This window comes from Mycobacterium adipatum (genome assembly GCF_001644575.1).
Taxonomy (GTDB): domain Bacteria; phylum Actinomycetota; class Actinomycetes; order Mycobacteriales; family Mycobacteriaceae; genus Mycobacterium; species Mycobacterium adipatum.
Window position 1 is genome coordinate 5,633,573 of sequence record NZ_CP015596.1, and the last position, 16,139, is coordinate 5,649,711.

A 16,139-nucleotide genomic window follows, 5' to 3' on the forward strand; every position below is an offset into this window, starting at 1 on the left:
GGAGAGCCTAGCCGGTGACCACCACGATGACGCCCGGTGGTTGCTCCACGAGTTCGGGGCGTCGCGGCTCGACCGGCGCCTCCAACAGCCTGCCGACGTCCTCGGCGGCCTCCCGCTCGCCCGGGGCCTCACCGAAGTAGACCGTGGTCACCGGTACGCCCTCCAGCACCAGGTTCCCGGTCTCGGTGACGTTCCAGTCGGCGTCGCGCAGCCGGGTCGCCGTCCCCTCGGCCGCACCCGGCACCTCGGAGATGTTGAACACCCGGACATCGGTCTTGGCCTGTTCGGGTCCCGGGGTGGGTTTGGCGCTGGTGGTGGCGCTGCTGGTCGTGGTGCTCACCACGGCGGCGTCATCGTCGGCATCGTCGTCGGGGCCCAGGTACTGGAGCGCAACCAGCAGGAACACCACCCCGAGAAAGAGCAGCACCATGACCATGGCGCGCAGCGGCAGCCCGGAAGAATCTCGCTGGTTCATCGGGGGCAAGCCTAACGGCTCAGGTGATGTCGAAGCCCAACCGCCGCGCGGCCTTGGCCTTCTGCCGGCTCGCTCGCACCCGCCGCAGCCGCTTGACCAGCATCGGGTCGGCAGCCAGGGCTTCCGGTCGGTCCACCAATGCGTTGAGCACCTGGTAGTACCGCGTCGCCGACATCGAGAAAAGCTCCTTGATGGCGTCTTCCTTGGACCCCGCGTATTTCCACCACTGGCGTTCGAACGCCAGGATGTCGTGTTCGCGGCGGGTCAACCCGTCCGCGGGTTCGGAGTCGTCCCCGGATTGGCCGGTCCGCGCGATGGCGCCATCCATATCGCTCTTTGGACCCTTCCGATAACTCGCAAATGACATGTGTGTGGTTCGGCGATCATTCAATCACGGCGCCGGTAGTTGAGGCGTGATCGTTACCCGCGCGTCGGCTGACTTAAGCTAGCCAACCGTGGCTGTCGTACCAATCCGCATTGTGGGAGATCCCGTCCTGCACACTCCGACCACTCCGGTGCCTGTCGCCGCCGACGGAACGCTACCGGCCGAACTGGCCGCGCTGATCGCCGACATGTACGACACCATGGACGCAGCAAACGGTGTCGGCCTGGCCGCCAACCAGATCGGTCGCACCGAGCGCGTCTTCGTCTACGACTGCGCAGAGGACCGTGGCAAGACCGCGCGCCGCCGCGGGGTGGTCATCAACCCGGTGCTGGAGACCTCCGAGGTCCCCGAGACCATGCCCGACCCCGACGACGATGACGAGGGATGCCTGTCGGTGCCCGGCGAGTCGTTCCCGACCGGGCGTGCGGAGTGGGCCCGGGTCACCGGCCTGGACGCCGACGGCTCCGCGATCACACTGGAGGGCACCGGGCTGTTCGCCCGGATGCTGCAACACGAGACCGGCCACCTGGACGGGTTCACCTATCTGGATCGTCTGATCGGCCGGCACGCCCGCGCCGCGAAGCGGATGGTGAAATCGAACAAGTGGGGGGTCCCGGGATTGAGCTGGTTGCCCGGCGAGGATCCCGACCCGTTCGGCCACTAGCCGTGCCTTTCGCGGCATCCCTCGGCGCCCGGGTGTCCCTGCGTTACCGAATGTCCGATGGCCTGACCGATGTGGTCGGCCATCTGGAGGCACTCGCCCCGATGGTGATCGTCCGTCCGAAATCCGGTGACGACGTCGAGATCGATCCCGCCGATGTGGTGTCGGTGCGCGAGCTGTCGCACCGCCCGGTGCGCAACTCAGAGATCCGGGCACTGGAACACGCCGCCGCCCTGGCCTGGCCGGGCACCGAGCAACACTGGCATGACGGCTGGTTGCTGCGCGCCGGTTCCGGGCATACCAGCCGGGCCAACTCGGCTGTCCCACTGCTGTTCTCGTCATCGACGGAGGTGCTGTCGGAGATCGTGTCGTGGTACGCCGAGCGTGGCCTGGCACCGTGGCTGGCCCTGCCGGAACGGCTGCTGCCGATCAAGGCCCCCGGGGTCAAACCGACCCGTGTGCTCGTGCGCGATCTCTCCCCCGCGCCGTCCGTCCCGGGCGTCGCGCTGGCAGAGGTGCCCGACGAGCAGTGGCTGCGGGTCTACGCGCGCGACGTGCCGCCCGAGATCCTCACCGCCGTGCTGGATGGCGCGCTGACGTTCGCGACCGCAGGCGCCGCCGTCGGGCGCGGCGCGGTGACCACCGCACCGGACGGTGTCCGGTGGCTCGGCGTGTCGTGCGTGCGTGTCGCGGAATCGGCGCGGCGCACCGGACTGGCCCGCATGGTCTGCTCGGCGTTGCAGAACTGGGGCGCCGAACAGGGCGCGACCCGCGCGTATGTTCAGGTGCTCGACGAGAACCTGCCGGCGTTGCGGCTCTACGAATCGCTGGGCTTCCGGCTGCACCACCGTCACCGCTACGTGCGCGCAGATAGCCTCGTGGCCCATGCGTGAGTTACTCGATGCCAACCGTGAGGTGCAGGGGTCGCGCGCCATGCGGCTGCTGGCCACCTCCAACCTGGCCGTGTACGCCACGCTGATGGAGCGCCACCTGTTCGACGGACTGGTCGGTGAGACCGAACTGGTGGTCCGGCTGGAACGCGACCTGGAGGCGCTGGGCGAGACCGGCGAGCCGTCCGGTCTGGCGCTGATCAAGACCTGGGCCAGCCAAGGCTGGCTGCACCGCGTCGCGAGCGGGGACCGCAACGTCTGCTACCTGACCCAGGACGCGCGCCGCGCGCTGGACTTCGTGCGCGGTATGCGCCGCAACGACACCATCGCCACCGGCGGATCCATCAACGGTATCGCCTCCCGGCTCAAGCAGGTCGCCATCCGCGTCGGCGATGACCCGGACCGGATCCGGGCCGGTATCGAGGCCGAGATCGCGGCGCTGCATGCCGAATTGGACGAACTCGACGCCGGCACCCGCCCCGAGCCCGATGTCACCGCCATGTACGACGAGGCCCGCGCCATCGCGATGCAGATGGAGCGGCTGATCACCGACATCGGCCTGTACGGCACCATGATCGAGCAGGCGACCGCGGCGCTGGATGACCCGATCGACACCAACGTCGAATACCGCGACCGGCAGCGTCAGATGTACGCCGACTATCAGGCGGCCTGGGATTCGGCCGGCCGCGACTCTCATCGCGCGTTCCTGCGGATGATCAACGACCCCGATCAGCGCGCCGAGTTCGAGGCCGATATCGCCACCGTCGCTGCCACCCTGCCCGAACTGGATCCGGCACTGCGCAAGGTGATGGCCGGGTTCTTCGAACTGGTCGGCCACCAGATCGACGAGGTCGAGCGCATCCAGCAGCGCTGCGCGCAGCGGGTCAAGAGGTTCACCGCGTTCGGCACCCTGGAGCAGACCCGTGGGGTGGCCCGCCAGCTCAACGAGGCCATCGGCGCGGCGCGGGCCCTGCTCAAGGAGTCCCTGACGGACTCCCGGCTGGCCATCGAGGTCCCGCTGGCCCGGCATGCGATCAGCTCGGTCGGTGCGCTGAGCTTCCGGATCAACGACCTGTCCGCACCCAAACCCGCCGAGCCGGCCGACGGCATGGTGGACCTGACCACGTTCTCCGCACTGGCCACCCAGGTCGACGCACCCGCCTTGTCGCAGCTGCTGAATTCATCACTGCCCGTTTCCCTTCCGGAGGCCCTGGGCATGCTGGAGGCACCGTATCTGGGTCATGTGATCGTGCTGTGGTCGTGGGCGCTCAAGCAACCGTCCACCACGGACGCAGAACCGGTCACGGTCCGATTCCACTCGCTGGACGGCCATGACCGCGAGATGGAGGTCCCGCACCTGATGTTCACCGAGCCCGTCCTGGATGGCGCGTCATGACCGACACCGCCACATCGAAACCGGAAATCGATTTCGCGTCCCTGCCCGAGGTGGACCAGTCCGGCCGGGCCCCCCAGCAGCGGCGCCCCCGGTTCGACGGTGATGTCAGCGCCATGCCCGACCGGGCCTGCTGGGCGCTGCAACACCTGCTGACCCGGCGCTATGTCAGCAGCGAGTCCGACCCGGACATCTACAGTTGGATCCTGGAATACCGCACCGACCTGTCGGTCCGGTTGTCGGAGTTGGACCTGCAACTGCGCATCACCGAACAGGTCGACATCGCCTACATCGAGCAGGCGCGCTACGAACCCACCCGGGGCGCCAAGCTGCTGCGCCGCGAGCCGTTGGGCACCTACGACTCCATCTTGGCGCTGCACCTGGCCCAGATGATGCGCGCCGGTGGGGATTCCAGCTTCCTGATCACCCGCGACGAGATACACGGACTGTTCTCCGGTGTGCTCAATGACACCGACCGCGACACCGTCACCTTCACCGCCCGCATCGACGCCGCGATCGCCCGCCTCGCCGGGCTCGACATCCTGCGCAAGACCCGCGATGACGAGGACAGCTACACCGTCAGCCCGGTGATCACCGCGATCATGACGGCCTCGGTGATCACCGAACTGCAGCAGCAGTTCGAGCTGTTGAAGGGCGGTTCGGAATGAGTGAGCAGTTCCACCTCTCCCGGCTGCAGGTGATCAACTGGGGCGTCTTCGACGGCTACCACTCGGTGCCGATCAGTGCCGGCGGAGCGCTGATCGCCGGGGCCTCCGGAAGCGGTAAATCGTCACTGCTGGATGCCATTTCGCTCGGATTCCTGCCGTTCAACCGGCGCAACTTCAACGCCTCCGGCGACAACACGGCCGCCGGCTCCAGCGCCGGCCGACGCACCGTCGACAAGTACGTACGCGGGGCCTGGGGCCAGCGCAGCGATGCCGGGGTCAGCCAGGTGATGTACCTGCGCGGTGACGGCACCACCTGGTCGGCGGTCGCGGTGACCTACACCAGCAACACCGGCCGGTCGATCACCGGGCTGGTGCTCAAATGGCTCACCGGTGAGTCACGTTCGGACTCGTCGAGCAGATTCGTGCTCGGTGACGGTGATCTCGACATCGAAGAGGTGTGCAACCGTTGGGCCGCCGGACGTTTCGACGCCGGGGCGTTCAAAGACCAGTGGCGGTTCTCCACCAAGGTGGAGTCCCAGTACCTGGCCCAGTTGTACGCCTCCATCGGGATCCGCGCCTCCGAAGCCGCCCAACAGCTGCTCGGCAAGGCCAAGTCACTCAAGAGCGTCGGCGGTCTGGAACAGTTCGTCCGCGATTTCATGCTCGACGAGCCCGACAGCCTGGCCCGGCTCCCCGAGGCCCTCAAGCAGATCGACCCGTTGGTGGAGGCGCGCGAACTGCTCGCGGTCGCGCAACGCAAACGCAGGATCCTCGGCGATATCGAGACCATCCAGGCCCGCTATGCCTCGGAATCCTCGGATCTGGGCATCATCGACCTCGTCGACGCGCAGATGGTGCGCGCCTATACCGATCACGTCCGGCTGCAGCAGTGCCCGGCCGAGGTCGAGAATCTGGACGGCACCATCGACCAGCTGGAGAACGAGTATGCCGATCTGACCAGGCAGCTCAATCTCGCCAAGGCCGAAGGCGATTCGCTGAACGCCCAGATCAGCGGCGCCAGCACCAATGTCGGTCCGCTGCAGTCCCAGGTTGCCGCCGCCGAGGCCCAGGCCGAGGAGATCGCCCGGCGCCACGGGGCCTATGCGGAGATGGTGACCGCGCAGGGTTTGCCCGTGCCCGACAGTGCCGACGAATTCTGGAACCTGCGTGAGGATCTCAGCAAGCAGGCCGCCGGGCTCGCGGTCAAACTGGAACGCGGCCGGGAAGCCTCGACCGATGCCGAATACGCCCAGAAGGCGGCGCGCATCGCCCGCGATCACGCAGCCAAGGAGCTCAAGCGTGTCGAACAGGTCGGCTCGGCGTTGCCGGAGTTCGCGGTCACCATGCGCGAACACATCTGCACCGCGGTGGGTGTGGACCCGTCAGCGCTGCCCTATGTCGCCGAGTTGATGGATCTGCGCCCCGAGGAGACCAGATGGCGGGCCGCGGTGGAGAAGGTGCTGCGGTCGGTCGGGTTGCGGCTGCTGGTTCCCGATGAGCACTACGCCAAGGTGCTGCGCTTCGTCAACGAGACCAACATGCGCGGGCGGCTGGCGCTACACCATGTGCGGATCAACGCCCCCGACCGCCGCCCCGAGCCGAACACGTTGGCCGGCAAGTTGTTCGCCGTCAAATCAGAGCATCCGTGCGCGGCCGAGGCGCTGGACATCCTCAGCGCCGCCGGCGATCACATCTGCGTGGACACCCCGGACCTGTTCGCCCGGTACCGCCGTGCCGTCACCGATACCGGGTTGTACAAGGATTCCGACCGGCTGGCGATCAAGGACGACCGCCGGGCGCTGAAACCCTCCGAGTACATCTACCAGGGCGACATCACCGCCAAGTTGGATGCGCTGACCGCCGAATTGGCCGAGGCTGAACAGGTTTTCGAGCAGGCCCGCCAGGCCGCCGACGACATTGCCGCCGGTCGGCAGCAGTGGCGCGACCGGGCGGCGGCCTGTAAGGCGATCTGTGAGCAGTTCCCGCAGTGGAGCCAGATCGACACCGAGACCGCCGAGGGTCATGCCGACCGGCTGCGTGAGCAGTTCGATCTGCTGATGGCCGACAATCCCGATGTCGAGGCGCTCAGCGCCCGCGCCGAGGAATGCTGGATCGACATCCAGACCCTGATGACGCGCCGTGGCGCCATCGCGACCCGGCGTGACGATCTGGACGGACGTCGCACCCGGCTGATGGATCTGCAGGACCGCCTCGCGCCGGCCGAGATCACCGATGCCGCCACCGACCTGCTGCGCCGCTACTCCGCGCAGGTCCCGATCGCCCTGGAGCTGCTCAATCCGGAGCCGCACCGCGAGGCACTGCTGGCCGCGATCCGCCGCGAGCGCGACCAGCTCACCGAGAGCCGCAGGCGCTCCCACGAGGAGCTGGCCCGCATCATCGCCACGTTCGACACATCGTTCCCCGATGCGATTCCGAACGACTCCGAGGATTTCGACGAGCGGGTCCACGATTACGTGGCGGTCTGCCGCCACATCGACGAGCGGGAGCTACCGGACGCCTACGACCGGATGATGCGCCTGATCACCGAGCAGGCCCCCGACGCCATCCTGACCTTGCACCGGGTAGCCGAACAGGAGACCAGGCGGATCAGCGACCAGATCGCCAGGGTGAACACGGGTCTGGGCGCGGTGGAGTTCAACCGCGGCACCCGGCTCACGCTGCGTGCCACCCCGCGTAATCTGGTCGCCGTCGCCGAGCTGACCGATATCGTCAAGTCCATCTCGCGGCGTATCGCCGAGGTCGGCCTCGGTGACAAAAAGGCGATCCTCGACCAGTACGCCGACATCCTGCGGCTGCGGAACCGGCTGGCCGGCAACACTCCCGAGGATCGGGCCTGGACCCGCGACGCCCTCGATGTGCGCAACCGTTTCACCTTCGACTGCGCCGAGTGGGATGTGCACAACGAGGAGCTGATCCGGACGCACAGCAATGCCGGCGACAACTCCGGTGGTGAGCAGGAAAAGCTGATGGCGTTCTGCCTGGCCGGCGCGCTCAGCTTCAACCTGGCCAGCCCCGAAAGCGGGGACAACAAGCCGGTTTTCGCGCAGTTGATGCTCGACGAGGCATTCTCGAAATCCGATCCGCAGTTCGCCCAGCAGGCCCTGCAGGCGTTCCGCAAATTCGGGTTCCAGCTCGTCATCGTCGCAACGGTGCAGAACGCCACCACCATCCAGCCCTATATCGACGGGGTGGTCATGGTGTCCAAGACCGAGGCCAGCGGCCGCAACGCACGCCCGGTGGCCTCGGTCACCACCAAGACCATCAGCGATTTCACCGCGCTGCGCAAAGAACTCAAGATCCCGGAGCCCGTCTGATGCGTATTGCCACCTGGAACGTCAACTCCATCCGGACCCGGGTGGACCGGGTGACCGACTGGCTGTCGCGCGCTGACGTCGACGTGCTGGCCATGCAGGAGACCAAGTGCACCGACGCACAGTTCCCGGCGATGCCGTTCGCGGCGCTGGGGTACGAGATCGCGCACGTCGGGCTGAACCAGTGGAACGGTGTGGCGATCGCGTCGCGGGTCGGTCTGGACAATGTCGAGATCGGCTTCGACGGCCAGCCCGAGTGGCAGGCACTGGTGGAGGCCCGGGCGATCGGTGCGACGTGCGGCGGGATCCGGGTGTGGAGCCTGTATGTCCCCAACGGCAGGACCCTGGCCGATCCACACTATCCGTACAAGTTGAGTTGGCTTGGCGCACTGCGTGATACCGCGTCACGCTGGATCACCGAGGATCCCTCGCTGCCGGTGGCACTGGTCGGCGACTGGAACATCGCCCCCACCGACGAGGACGTCTGGGATCCCGCGTTCTTCGAGGGCTCCACCCACGTCTCCGCACCGGAGCGGGCCGCCTTCCAGGCCATGGTCGACGCCGGCTTCACCGACGTGGTGCGCCCGTTCACGCCGGGGCCGGGGGTCTACACCTACTGGGATTACACCCAGTTGCGGTTCCCGAAGAAGCAGGGCATGCGTATCGACTTCATCCTCGGCTCCCCCGCGCTGGGTGAGCGGGTGACGCACGCCGAGATCGTGCGTGAGGAGCGAAAAGGTAAGTCGCCCAGTGACCACGCACCGGTACTGATCGAGGTGAACTGATGGATCTGCTCCCCAAGGTCGAGTTGTCCGACAATGACGTCGCCGAGGTGCTGGCCCGCGCGGCGGCGCTGTCCGGGCTCATCCTGGACGTGCTGGCACAGTTCGATCCGCTCGGGGTTCGCCGGCACCTGGAGATCCTCGAGGTGCCCGGGACGCAGGCCTGGGAGGCCAAGGATCGCGCCGCACGGATCAGGTGGTGGATCCGGCGGGTGGGTGCGCTGGACACCGTCGCGGTGGCCTGGCCCGGCGCCCTCGGCGCGATCGCGAGCCGGTTGCCGGTCCAGGATCTCCTGGGGTTCTCCAGTCAGACACTCATCCTGTGCGCCGTGGCGCGCGAGTACGGGTTGACCGACCGGCGGGACCAGGTGCGGATGCTGGCCTCGGTGTTGTGCGGCCGGGAGATCCCGGACCCTCCGCTGCCGGAGATCGACGAGCCGTGGCCGGATAACGTCGTACAGAAACTGTGGCACCTGACCGGGATTCTCAACGCCATCGGCGACGAGCTCGGCAGGCGGCCGCACCCGCGGCGGATCTTCCGCTATCTCGGCATGGTCCCGGTGGCCGGGGCGCTCGCCGCCTATCTCGGTGAGTTCGGCGCGCTGCACCGCGCCGCCGAGGCGGCCGAGTTGTGGATCACGCGGGTTTGACGCCGACGGTGATCAGGTCCGACACCGGCGTCCACACCGGGCGGCGCACCCGGTGCTGGTCCTCGACCTGAAAACCCGCTTCCACGAAGAGCTTCCGCATCGCCTCCGCGGTCGGTGCGTGTGCCGGAGCGCCCAGACCCGCCGACAGCGCGTGCAGAACCGGCAGCGAATGGCGCGGGCTCATGGTGGTGACGGCGACGATACCGCCGGGGGTGAGCACCCGGTGGAACTCCGCCAGCGCCGCCGGCTGGTCGAAGAAGTGAAAGGCCGAGGTGGTCACCACGGCGTCCAGGAAGCCGTCCTCGAAGGGCAGCTGCTCGGCCGGCGCCGACATCCAGCGCACCCGGTCGCAGCGCTGCCGGGCCTGGGCGAGCATGCCGTCGGACATGTCCAGGCCGTACACCTCGTCGGGTCGCAGCTCCTGCTGGATTCGGGTGGCCAGGATGCCGGTTCCGCAGGCGACGTCGGCGATCTGCTTGCAGCCGTGCCGGCGGAGCTGCTCGACGACCTCGTCCTGGGCCGGCTTGTACACCAAGCGCTGCAGGCAGCCGGTGTCGTAGGCCGGTGCGGCGAAGCTCCAGAACCGGGTGATCGCGTCGTTGAAGGCCCTGCGCTGAATGGTCGTCACCGAGCCGAGTGTAGGCGCGGGCTACCCCGACGGATTTCCATGGGACCGCGGCCCGGAGATGTCGGCACCCCGCGGCGCGTTCACCCCCTGGAATCCCGGCTCCCAGTCCGTGTCGACGAATTTCACCCGGAGCCCGAAGGGCAGTTCGATCACCTGCCCGCTGAAATCAAACGGCGTTCTGGGATCCGGATCATCGATCTGCGGGAGCGCGTGAGCCGGTGCAGCTACGCCGATGGACGCTGCAGCCAACGCCGCGGCGACCACCCCCAAGATTGTCTTCTGCATTTGCTATTCCCCCTCCGAACCATTCGAAGCGCTGACCTCCGGTGCGCGGACGTGCGAGCCATGCCTCACCAGGTTATCCCCGCCTGTAAGGCTTCGAACAGGCCGAGATCGCCGTTCACGATCAAGAACTTGCCTGCGCAAAGGTACGATCTTGAAGCCCGGCGAAGTTAGCCAGCACCGGCTTCCCGGTGGGGGCCCCGTTGAGCGCGGAGCTGCGGCTGTGAACAGGCATTATCGGCGGATCACCGACTCGGCGCCGCGCCACGCGCTGTTCCCGGCTTACACGGCCGTCAGCAAATACCTGACAAGAACTGCCAAGTCCCGTCCATTACGCGTCGACCCCGTAGCGGCCCGCACTGAACATCGACGCCACCGCGCCGATGAGCATCATCACCGCGGCGGCCACGAACACCACCGTGAGCCCGGAGTGGAACGGTTCGGTGATCAGTTCCGGGAAGAACGTCTTGCCGGTCAGCACGTCGGCATTCACGCCCGGCGCGTCCAGCGCGCCCGAGGGGGCGAGGAGTTCACCGATCGGGTTGTAGCCCAGGAACGCGGCGAACAAGCTGCCCACCGGCGGCGTGTTCGCCACCTCGTGCGCGACCGAGGACGAAACACCCTGCGCCTGAAGGCCGCTGCTCAGCGCCGCCGGTAACGAGTTGGCCAGCCCGACGATCATCAGCGAGAAGAAGATGCCGATCGACAACGACGATCCGGCGTTGAAGAAGGTCGCCCGCACACCCGATGCCGCGCCACGTTGGGCGGCCGGCACGCTCGACATGATGGCCGCGGTGTTGGGCGCGGTGAAGATGCCTCCGCCCAGGCCGTTGAGGAAGACCAGGAGCGCGAAGATCCAGTAGTCGAAGTTCACCGGAATCATCAGCAGCGCTACGAAGGACGCCGCCATCAGCAGCATGCCGCCGACCGTCAGGGGTCGCGCGCCGAACCGATCGGCCAGCGTCCCGGCCACCGGCGCGGCCACCAGGAATCCGACGGTGACCGGCAGCAGGTAGATGCCCGCCCACAGCGGCGTCGATTCGAAGCTGTAACCGTGCAACGGAAGCCAGATCCCCTGCAGCCAGATGATCAGCATGAACTGCAGGCCGCCGCGGCCCACCGAGGACATCAGCCCGGCCAGGTTCCCCATTCCGAACGCGGCAGATCCGAACAGCCGGATGTCCACCATCGGCTGCGGCACGCGCAGTTCGATGAGGCAGAACGCCACCAGGATCGCCAGCCCGGCGATGATCGATCCGAGCACCCAAGGGCTGGTCCACCCGGTGCTGGCATCGCCGTAGGGCTGGATGCCGTAGGTGATCCCGACCAGCAGCACCGTCAGCCCGATACCGAAGGTCAGCGTGCCCGCCCAGTCCAGTCGCCCGGGGGTGCGCACCCCGAGCTCGCGCAGCGAGCGCATGCTCCACACGGTGCCGAGCACACCGATCGGCACGCCCACCCAGAAGATCGCCTGCCAGTGCCACTCGGAGAGCACACCGCCGATGAGCAGACCCAGGAATGACCCGGCCACCGCCGCGACCATGTTCACCCCGAGCGCCATCCCGCGCTGATTCGCCGGGAACGCATCGGTGAGGATGGCCGACGACGAGGCCATCAGCATGGCGCCGCCGACGCCCTGGATGACTCGCCAGGCGATCAGCCACACCGCGCCGCCCCCGAGGTGGAACGGGTCGAAGGACAGCGCCACCGCCGCCACCGTGAAGACCACGAAACCCAGGTTGTAGATCCGCACCCGCCCGAACATGTCCCCGAGCCGGCCGAACGGGACGACCAGCACGGCCGTCACCACCAGGTATCCCATGATCATCCAGAGCAGATAACTGACATTGCCCGGCGCGAGCGGGTTCAGCCCGATACCGCGGAAGATCGCCGGCAGCGAGATCAGCACGATGGAGGCGTTGATCGCGGCCAGCAGGATGCCCAACGTCGTGTTGGACAGCACGATCCACTTGTAGCGGGGATGGTCGTGATCCAGCCGGGCACGGGTGCGTTCAAGCTCAGTGGTCATCAGGTCTCGATCTTCCAATCGGCAAAAAACATATATTAGCTATTCAAACGATCTCTCGGCAATCCGGCCGCAGATGCGCTACGTTGGACCCGTCCACACGGGAGCGCGCACCAGCGCGCTGAGAGGACGGCTAGGGCCGTCGACCGTACGAACCTGACCGGATAATGCCGGCGTAGGGAGATGTGTTGATGAATGTTGCTGTTGACGCCACCGTGACGACAGGCCCGATTGCGGGCAGCTCGAAGTTCTACTCCCCCACCGGGGTGCCGTTCCGGCGGGTGCACCTGAGCACCGGCGAGCACTTCGACCTGTACGACACCTCCGGTCCGTATACCGACGCGAACGCCGTCATCGACCTGCAGAAGGGGTTGCCGCCCCGCGCCGGCATCGTCCGCGACAGCGGCACCCAGCTGCAGCGGGCGCGCAACTGCGAGATCACCGCCGAGATGGCCTTCATCGCCGAACGTGAAGGCGTACCAGCCGAATTGGTGCGCAGCGAGGTCGCCAGAGGCCGCGCAGTGATACCGGCCAACCACAACCACCCCGAGAGCGAGCCGATGATCATCGGCAAGGCCTTCGGGGTGAAAGTCAATGCCAATATCGGCAATTCGGCGGTGACGAGCTCGATCGCCGAAGAAGTCGACAAGATGGTGTGGGCGACCCGCTGGGGTGCGGACACCATCATGGACCTGTCCACCGGCAAGGACATCCACCTGACCCGGGAGTGGATCCTGCGCAACTCCCCGGTGCCGGTCGGCACCGTGCCGATGTACCAGGCCCTGGAGAAGGTCGGCGGCGACCCCACCAAGATGACCTGGGAGTCTTACCGCGACACCGTGATCGAACAGTGCGAGCAAGGTGTGGACTACATGACGGTGCACGCCGGGGTGAAGCTCGCATACATCCCGCTCACCGTCCGGCGGGTCACCGGCATCGTGTCCCGCGGCGGGTCGATCATGGCGGCCTGGATGCTCGCCCACCACCGGGAATCGTTCCTATATGAGAACTTCGAGGAACTCTGCGAGATCCTGGCCCGCTACGATGTGACCTTCTCCCTCGGCGACGGGCTGCGCCCCGGATCGATCGCCGACGCCAACGACGAGGCCCAATTCGCCGAGCTGCGCACCCTCGGCGAGCTCACCACCATCGCCAAATCCCATGGTGTACAGGTGATGATCGAAGGTCCCGGCCACGTCCCGATGCACAAGATCGTGGAAAACGTGCGCTTGGAGGAAGAACTCTGCGAAGAGGCGCCGTTCTACACCCTCGGCCCGCTCGCCACCGATATCGCGCCGGCCTATGACCACATCACCAGCGCGATCGGCGCGGCCATCATCGCCCAGGCCGGCACCGCCATGCTCTGCTATGTCACCCCCAAGGAACACCTCGGCCTGCCCGACCGCAAGGACGTCAAGGACGGGGTGATCGCCTACCGGATCGCCGCGCACGCCGCCGACCTGGCCAAGGGGCATCCCCGGGCCCAACAGCGCGACGACGCACTGTCGCTGGCCCGCTTCGAGTTCCGCTGGCACGACCAGTTCGCGCTCTCGCTGGACCCCGACACCGCCCGCGAATACCACGACGAGACGCTGCCCGCCGAGCCCGCCAAGACCGCGCACTTCTGCTCGATGTGCGGACCCAAGTTCTGCTCGATGCGCATCACGCAGGACATTCGGGATGCCATGGCGGAGAAATCGCAGGAGTTCGCCGAACACGGCAACCGCGTGTATCTACCCTTGACCTCATGACCGAGTTCCTCCCACTGCCTGCACCCGGGCAGACCCCCACCCGGGTGCTGACCATCGCCGGGTCCGACTCCGGCGGCGGAGCGGGCATCCAGGCCGATATGCGCACCTTCGCCATGCTCGGTGTGCACGGCTGCGTCGCGGTCACGGCTGTGACGGTGCAGAACTCGGTGGGCGTCAAGGGCTTCCACGAGATACCGCTCGATGTGGTGGCCGGTCAGATCACCGCCGTCGTCGACGATATCGGCGTGCAGGCCGCCAAGACCGGCATGCTGGCCTCCTCGGAGATCATCGCCACCATCGCCGAAACCTGGCGCGGCCTGGACACCGGCGCCCCGCTGGTCGTCGACCCGGTGTGCGCGTCGATGCACGGGGATCCGCTCCTGCATCCATCCGCGCTGAACTCGGTTCGCACCGAACTGTTTCCGCTGGCCACCCTGGTCACCCCGAACCTCGACGAGGTGCGCCTACTGGTCGACATCGAGGTCGTCGACGCCGCCACCCAGAAGGAGGCCGCCAGGGCCCTGCACGCGCTCGGCGCGCAGTGGGCACTGGTCAAGGGCGGGCACCTGCGGTCCTCCGGCGCCAGCCCGGACCTGCTGTTCGACGGCACCGAGTTCCACGAGTTCGACGGGCCACGGATCGACACCGGACACGATCACGGAGCCGGTGACACCCTGGCCGCGGCCATCACCACCGCGCTCGCGCACGGATACACCGTGCCCGACGCGGTCGCCTTCGGCAAACGCTGGGTGACCGAATGTCTGCGCGCTGCATACCCGTTGGGCCACGGCCACGGGCCGGTCAACGCGTTGTTCCGGTTGCAGCATGAGTCTTGAGGACATCGCGGGGATAGCGCACGAACCCGAAACGACACCCGCCGGCACGGTGGTGCTCACCCACGGTGCGGGCGGCAACCGCGATTCGGCGATGCTGGTCCGGGTCTGCGACGAATGGGCACGCCGCGGATATCTCGCGGTCCGCTACAACCTGCCCTACCGGCGCCGCCGCCCCAAGGGACCGCCGTCCAACTCGGCCGCCTCCGATCAGGAGGGCATCGTCGAGGCGATCGCCTGGGCCCGCGCCCAAGACCACGGCCCGGTGATCGCCGGCGGACATTCCTACGGCGGCCGGATGACCTCGATGGTGGCAGCCGCCCACACCGCGCCACCCGATGTCCTCACCCTGTTCTCCTACCCGCTGCACCCGCCCGGCAAGCCCGAGCGCGCCCGCACCGAGCACCTGCCCGCGATCACCACGGCGACGGTGTTCACCCACGGCACCGCCGATCCGTTCGGCACCATCGACGAGATCCGCGCCGCGGCCGCCCTGCTGTCCGGACCCACCCAGATCGTCGAGGTCACCGGAGCCCGCCACGATCTGGGATCCAAGACTTTGGACGTCCCCATGCTCGCGGTGAACGCCGCGGCTATCTTTCTTGCATGAGCGTGCCGCCGCCCGGGGAATTCCCACCACCGCAACCCGGGAACTACCCACCGCCCGGGAACTACCCCCCACCCCCAGCCGGGAACTACCCGCCGCCCCCAGCCGGGAACTTCCCGCCGCCCCCGCCCCTGCCGTATGCCGATCCCTACGGGCAGGCCTACCCGCCGCGGCCGGCGGGCACCAACTGGTGGGCCGTCATCGCGCTGATCTTCGGACTCCTCGGCGGCGTGCTGATCAGCGTGATCTGCGGGTTCGTCGGGCTCAAGAAGGCCAAGGAGGGCCAGGGCGGGCGCGGGATGGCGATCGCCGGCCTGGTGTTGTCTGCGCTGTGGGTTCTGGTCGGCATCGCGGCCGTCGCGCTGATCGTCGCCAACTCCGACGAGATCAAGAACAGCGAGCTCGCCGACATCTTCGACCCGAACGCCGTCAACGCCGCCGATGTCGCGGTGGGCGACTGTCTGTCGGAGATCCCATCCGACGCCAGCCTGGTGGCCTCGGTGAAGACCGTGGCGTGCACCGAACCGCACAAGGGTGAGGTCTACTACGTTGCCACCGTGCCGGGCGACGAGTTCCCCGGCGAGACCGCGATCATCGACTACCAGGACAAATGCCAGCCCGCCCTGGAGGAGTTCTCACCGGCGGCGATGGCCGACCCCGAGGTCGGCATGTTCGTGCTGTACCCGACCGCGGACTCCTGGAAGCGCGGTGACCGCGCCGTGACGTGCATCGCCACCACCGATGTGCCGCGCACGGGATCGCTGCAGGGGTAGGGG

At 67.5% G+C, this 16,139-nt stretch carries 16 protein-coding genes and 1 riboswitch; of the genes, 11 read left to right on the plus strand and 5 right to left on the minus strand.

Annotation, left to right across the window (positions count from 1 at the left end; genetic code table 11):
- Positions 1-7: 7 nt before the first annotated feature.
- Together A7U43_RS26850 and A7U43_RS26855 are read right to left on the minus strand one after the other, a co-directional pair.
- A complete protein-coding gene (locus tag A7U43_RS26850; RefSeq protein ID WP_068001223.1) occupies positions 8-475 on the minus strand; it encodes a LytR C-terminal domain-containing protein in 468 nt (155 codons plus the stop codon).
- A 19-nt stretch (positions 476-494) separates the two neighbouring features.
- Complete coding sequence (locus A7U43_RS26855) at positions 495-803, minus strand: DUF3263 domain-containing protein (protein ID WP_019513723.1); 309 nt, start codon at positions 801-803, stop codon at positions 495-497.
- 127 nt (positions 804-930) lie between these two features.
- Here A7U43_RS26855 and A7U43_RS26860 point away from each other — a divergent pair, with 127 nt between their 5' ends.
- The 7 genes from A7U43_RS26860 to A7U43_RS26890 are packed head-to-tail and all read left to right on the plus strand — an operon-like array spanning position 931 to position 9,236.
- On the plus strand, positions 931-1,524 hold the full coding sequence (locus A7U43_RS26860) for a peptide deformylase (protein WP_068001226.1): 594 nt from the start codon (positions 931-933) through the stop codon (positions 1,522-1,524).
- A 50-nt stretch (positions 1,525-1,574) separates the two neighbouring features.
- A complete protein-coding gene (locus A7U43_RS26865; RefSeq protein ID WP_068001227.1) occupies positions 1,575-2,414 on the plus strand; it encodes an N-acetylglutamate synthase, CG3035 family in 840 nt (279 codons plus the stop codon).
- Positions 2,407-3,807: a DUF3375 domain-containing protein gene (locus tag A7U43_RS26870; RefSeq protein WP_068001230.1), complete on the plus strand. Its 1,401-nt coding sequence runs from the start codon at positions 2,407-2,409 to the stop codon at positions 3,805-3,807. Before A7U43_RS26865 ends, A7U43_RS26870 begins: the two co-directional genes overlap by 8 nt.
- Positions 3,804-4,472 carry a DUF4194 domain-containing protein gene (locus A7U43_RS26875; protein WP_068001233.1) on the plus strand — a complete coding sequence of 223 codons (669 nt, stop codon included), beginning with the start codon at positions 3,804-3,806 and terminating at the stop codon, positions 4,470-4,472. The genes A7U43_RS26870 and A7U43_RS26875 overlap by 4 nt, the downstream gene beginning before the upstream one ends.
- On the plus strand, positions 4,469-7,807 hold the full coding sequence (locus tag A7U43_RS26880) for an ATP-binding protein (RefSeq protein WP_068001236.1): 3,339 nt from the start codon (positions 4,469-4,471) through the stop codon (positions 7,805-7,807). The genes A7U43_RS26875 and A7U43_RS26880 overlap by 4 nt, the downstream gene beginning before the upstream one ends.
- Entirely contained in the window at positions 7,807-8,589 is a 783-nt protein-coding gene (locus tag A7U43_RS26885) for an exodeoxyribonuclease III (protein WP_068001239.1), read from the plus strand. Before A7U43_RS26880 ends, A7U43_RS26885 begins: the two co-directional genes overlap by 1 nt.
- Positions 8,589-9,236 carry a hypothetical protein gene (locus tag A7U43_RS26890; RefSeq protein WP_068001242.1) on the plus strand — a complete coding sequence of 216 codons (648 nt, stop codon included), beginning with the start codon at positions 8,589-8,591 and terminating at the stop codon, positions 9,234-9,236. The genes A7U43_RS26885 and A7U43_RS26890 overlap by 1 nt, the downstream gene beginning before the upstream one ends.
- Here A7U43_RS26890 and A7U43_RS26895 read toward each other — a convergent pair.
- The 3 genes from A7U43_RS26895 to A7U43_RS26905 all read right to left on the minus strand — a co-directional run bounded on the left by A7U43_RS26895 (position 9,223) and on the right by A7U43_RS26905 (position 12,175).
- Entirely contained in the window at positions 9,223-9,864 is a 642-nt protein-coding gene (locus A7U43_RS26895) for a class I SAM-dependent methyltransferase (protein ID WP_068001245.1), read from the minus strand. The genes A7U43_RS26890 and A7U43_RS26895 overlap by 14 nt on opposite strands.
- A gap of 21 nt (positions 9,865-9,885) precedes the next feature.
- Positions 9,886-10,149 (minus strand): hypothetical protein, encoded by a 264-nt coding sequence (locus tag A7U43_RS26900; protein ID WP_068001247.1) that lies wholly within the window; start codon positions 10,147-10,149, stop codon positions 9,886-9,888.
- Between the two features lie 328 nt (positions 10,150-10,477).
- Entirely contained in the window at positions 10,478-12,175 is a 1,698-nt protein-coding gene (locus A7U43_RS26905; protein WP_068001250.1) for an MFS transporter, read from the minus strand.
- Positions 12,176-12,262: 87 nt separating this feature from the next.
- A riboswitch (TPP riboswitch) is annotated at positions 12,263-12,371 on the plus strand.
- Between A7U43_RS26905 and thiC the strand changes: the two genes are divergently transcribed.
- From thiC to A7U43_RS26925, 4 genes are all read left to right on the plus strand, one after another.
- Positions 12,364-13,923, plus strand: coding sequence for a phosphomethylpyrimidine synthase ThiC (gene thiC / locus A7U43_RS26910; RefSeq protein WP_068001252.1), 1,560 nt, complete (start codon positions 12,364-12,366; stop codon positions 13,921-13,923). It overlaps the preceding riboswitch by 8 nt.
- On the plus strand, positions 13,920-14,759 hold the full coding sequence (thiD, locus tag A7U43_RS26915) for a bifunctional hydroxymethylpyrimidine kinase/phosphomethylpyrimidine kinase (protein ID WP_068001254.1): 840 nt from the start codon (positions 13,920-13,922) through the stop codon (positions 14,757-14,759). The genes thiC and thiD overlap by 4 nt, the downstream gene beginning before the upstream one ends.
- Positions 14,749-15,366, plus strand: a complete 618-nt coding sequence (locus tag A7U43_RS26920) for an alpha/beta hydrolase family protein (RefSeq protein ID WP_068001257.1) — start codon at positions 14,749-14,751, stop codon at positions 15,364-15,366. Before thiD ends, A7U43_RS26920 begins: the two co-directional genes overlap by 11 nt.
- Positions 15,363-16,136, plus strand: a complete 774-nt coding sequence (locus A7U43_RS26925; protein WP_068001261.1) for a DUF4190 domain-containing protein — start codon at positions 15,363-15,365, stop codon at positions 16,134-16,136. The genes A7U43_RS26920 and A7U43_RS26925 overlap by 4 nt, the downstream gene beginning before the upstream one ends.
- Positions 16,137-16,139: the final 3 nt, after the last annotated feature.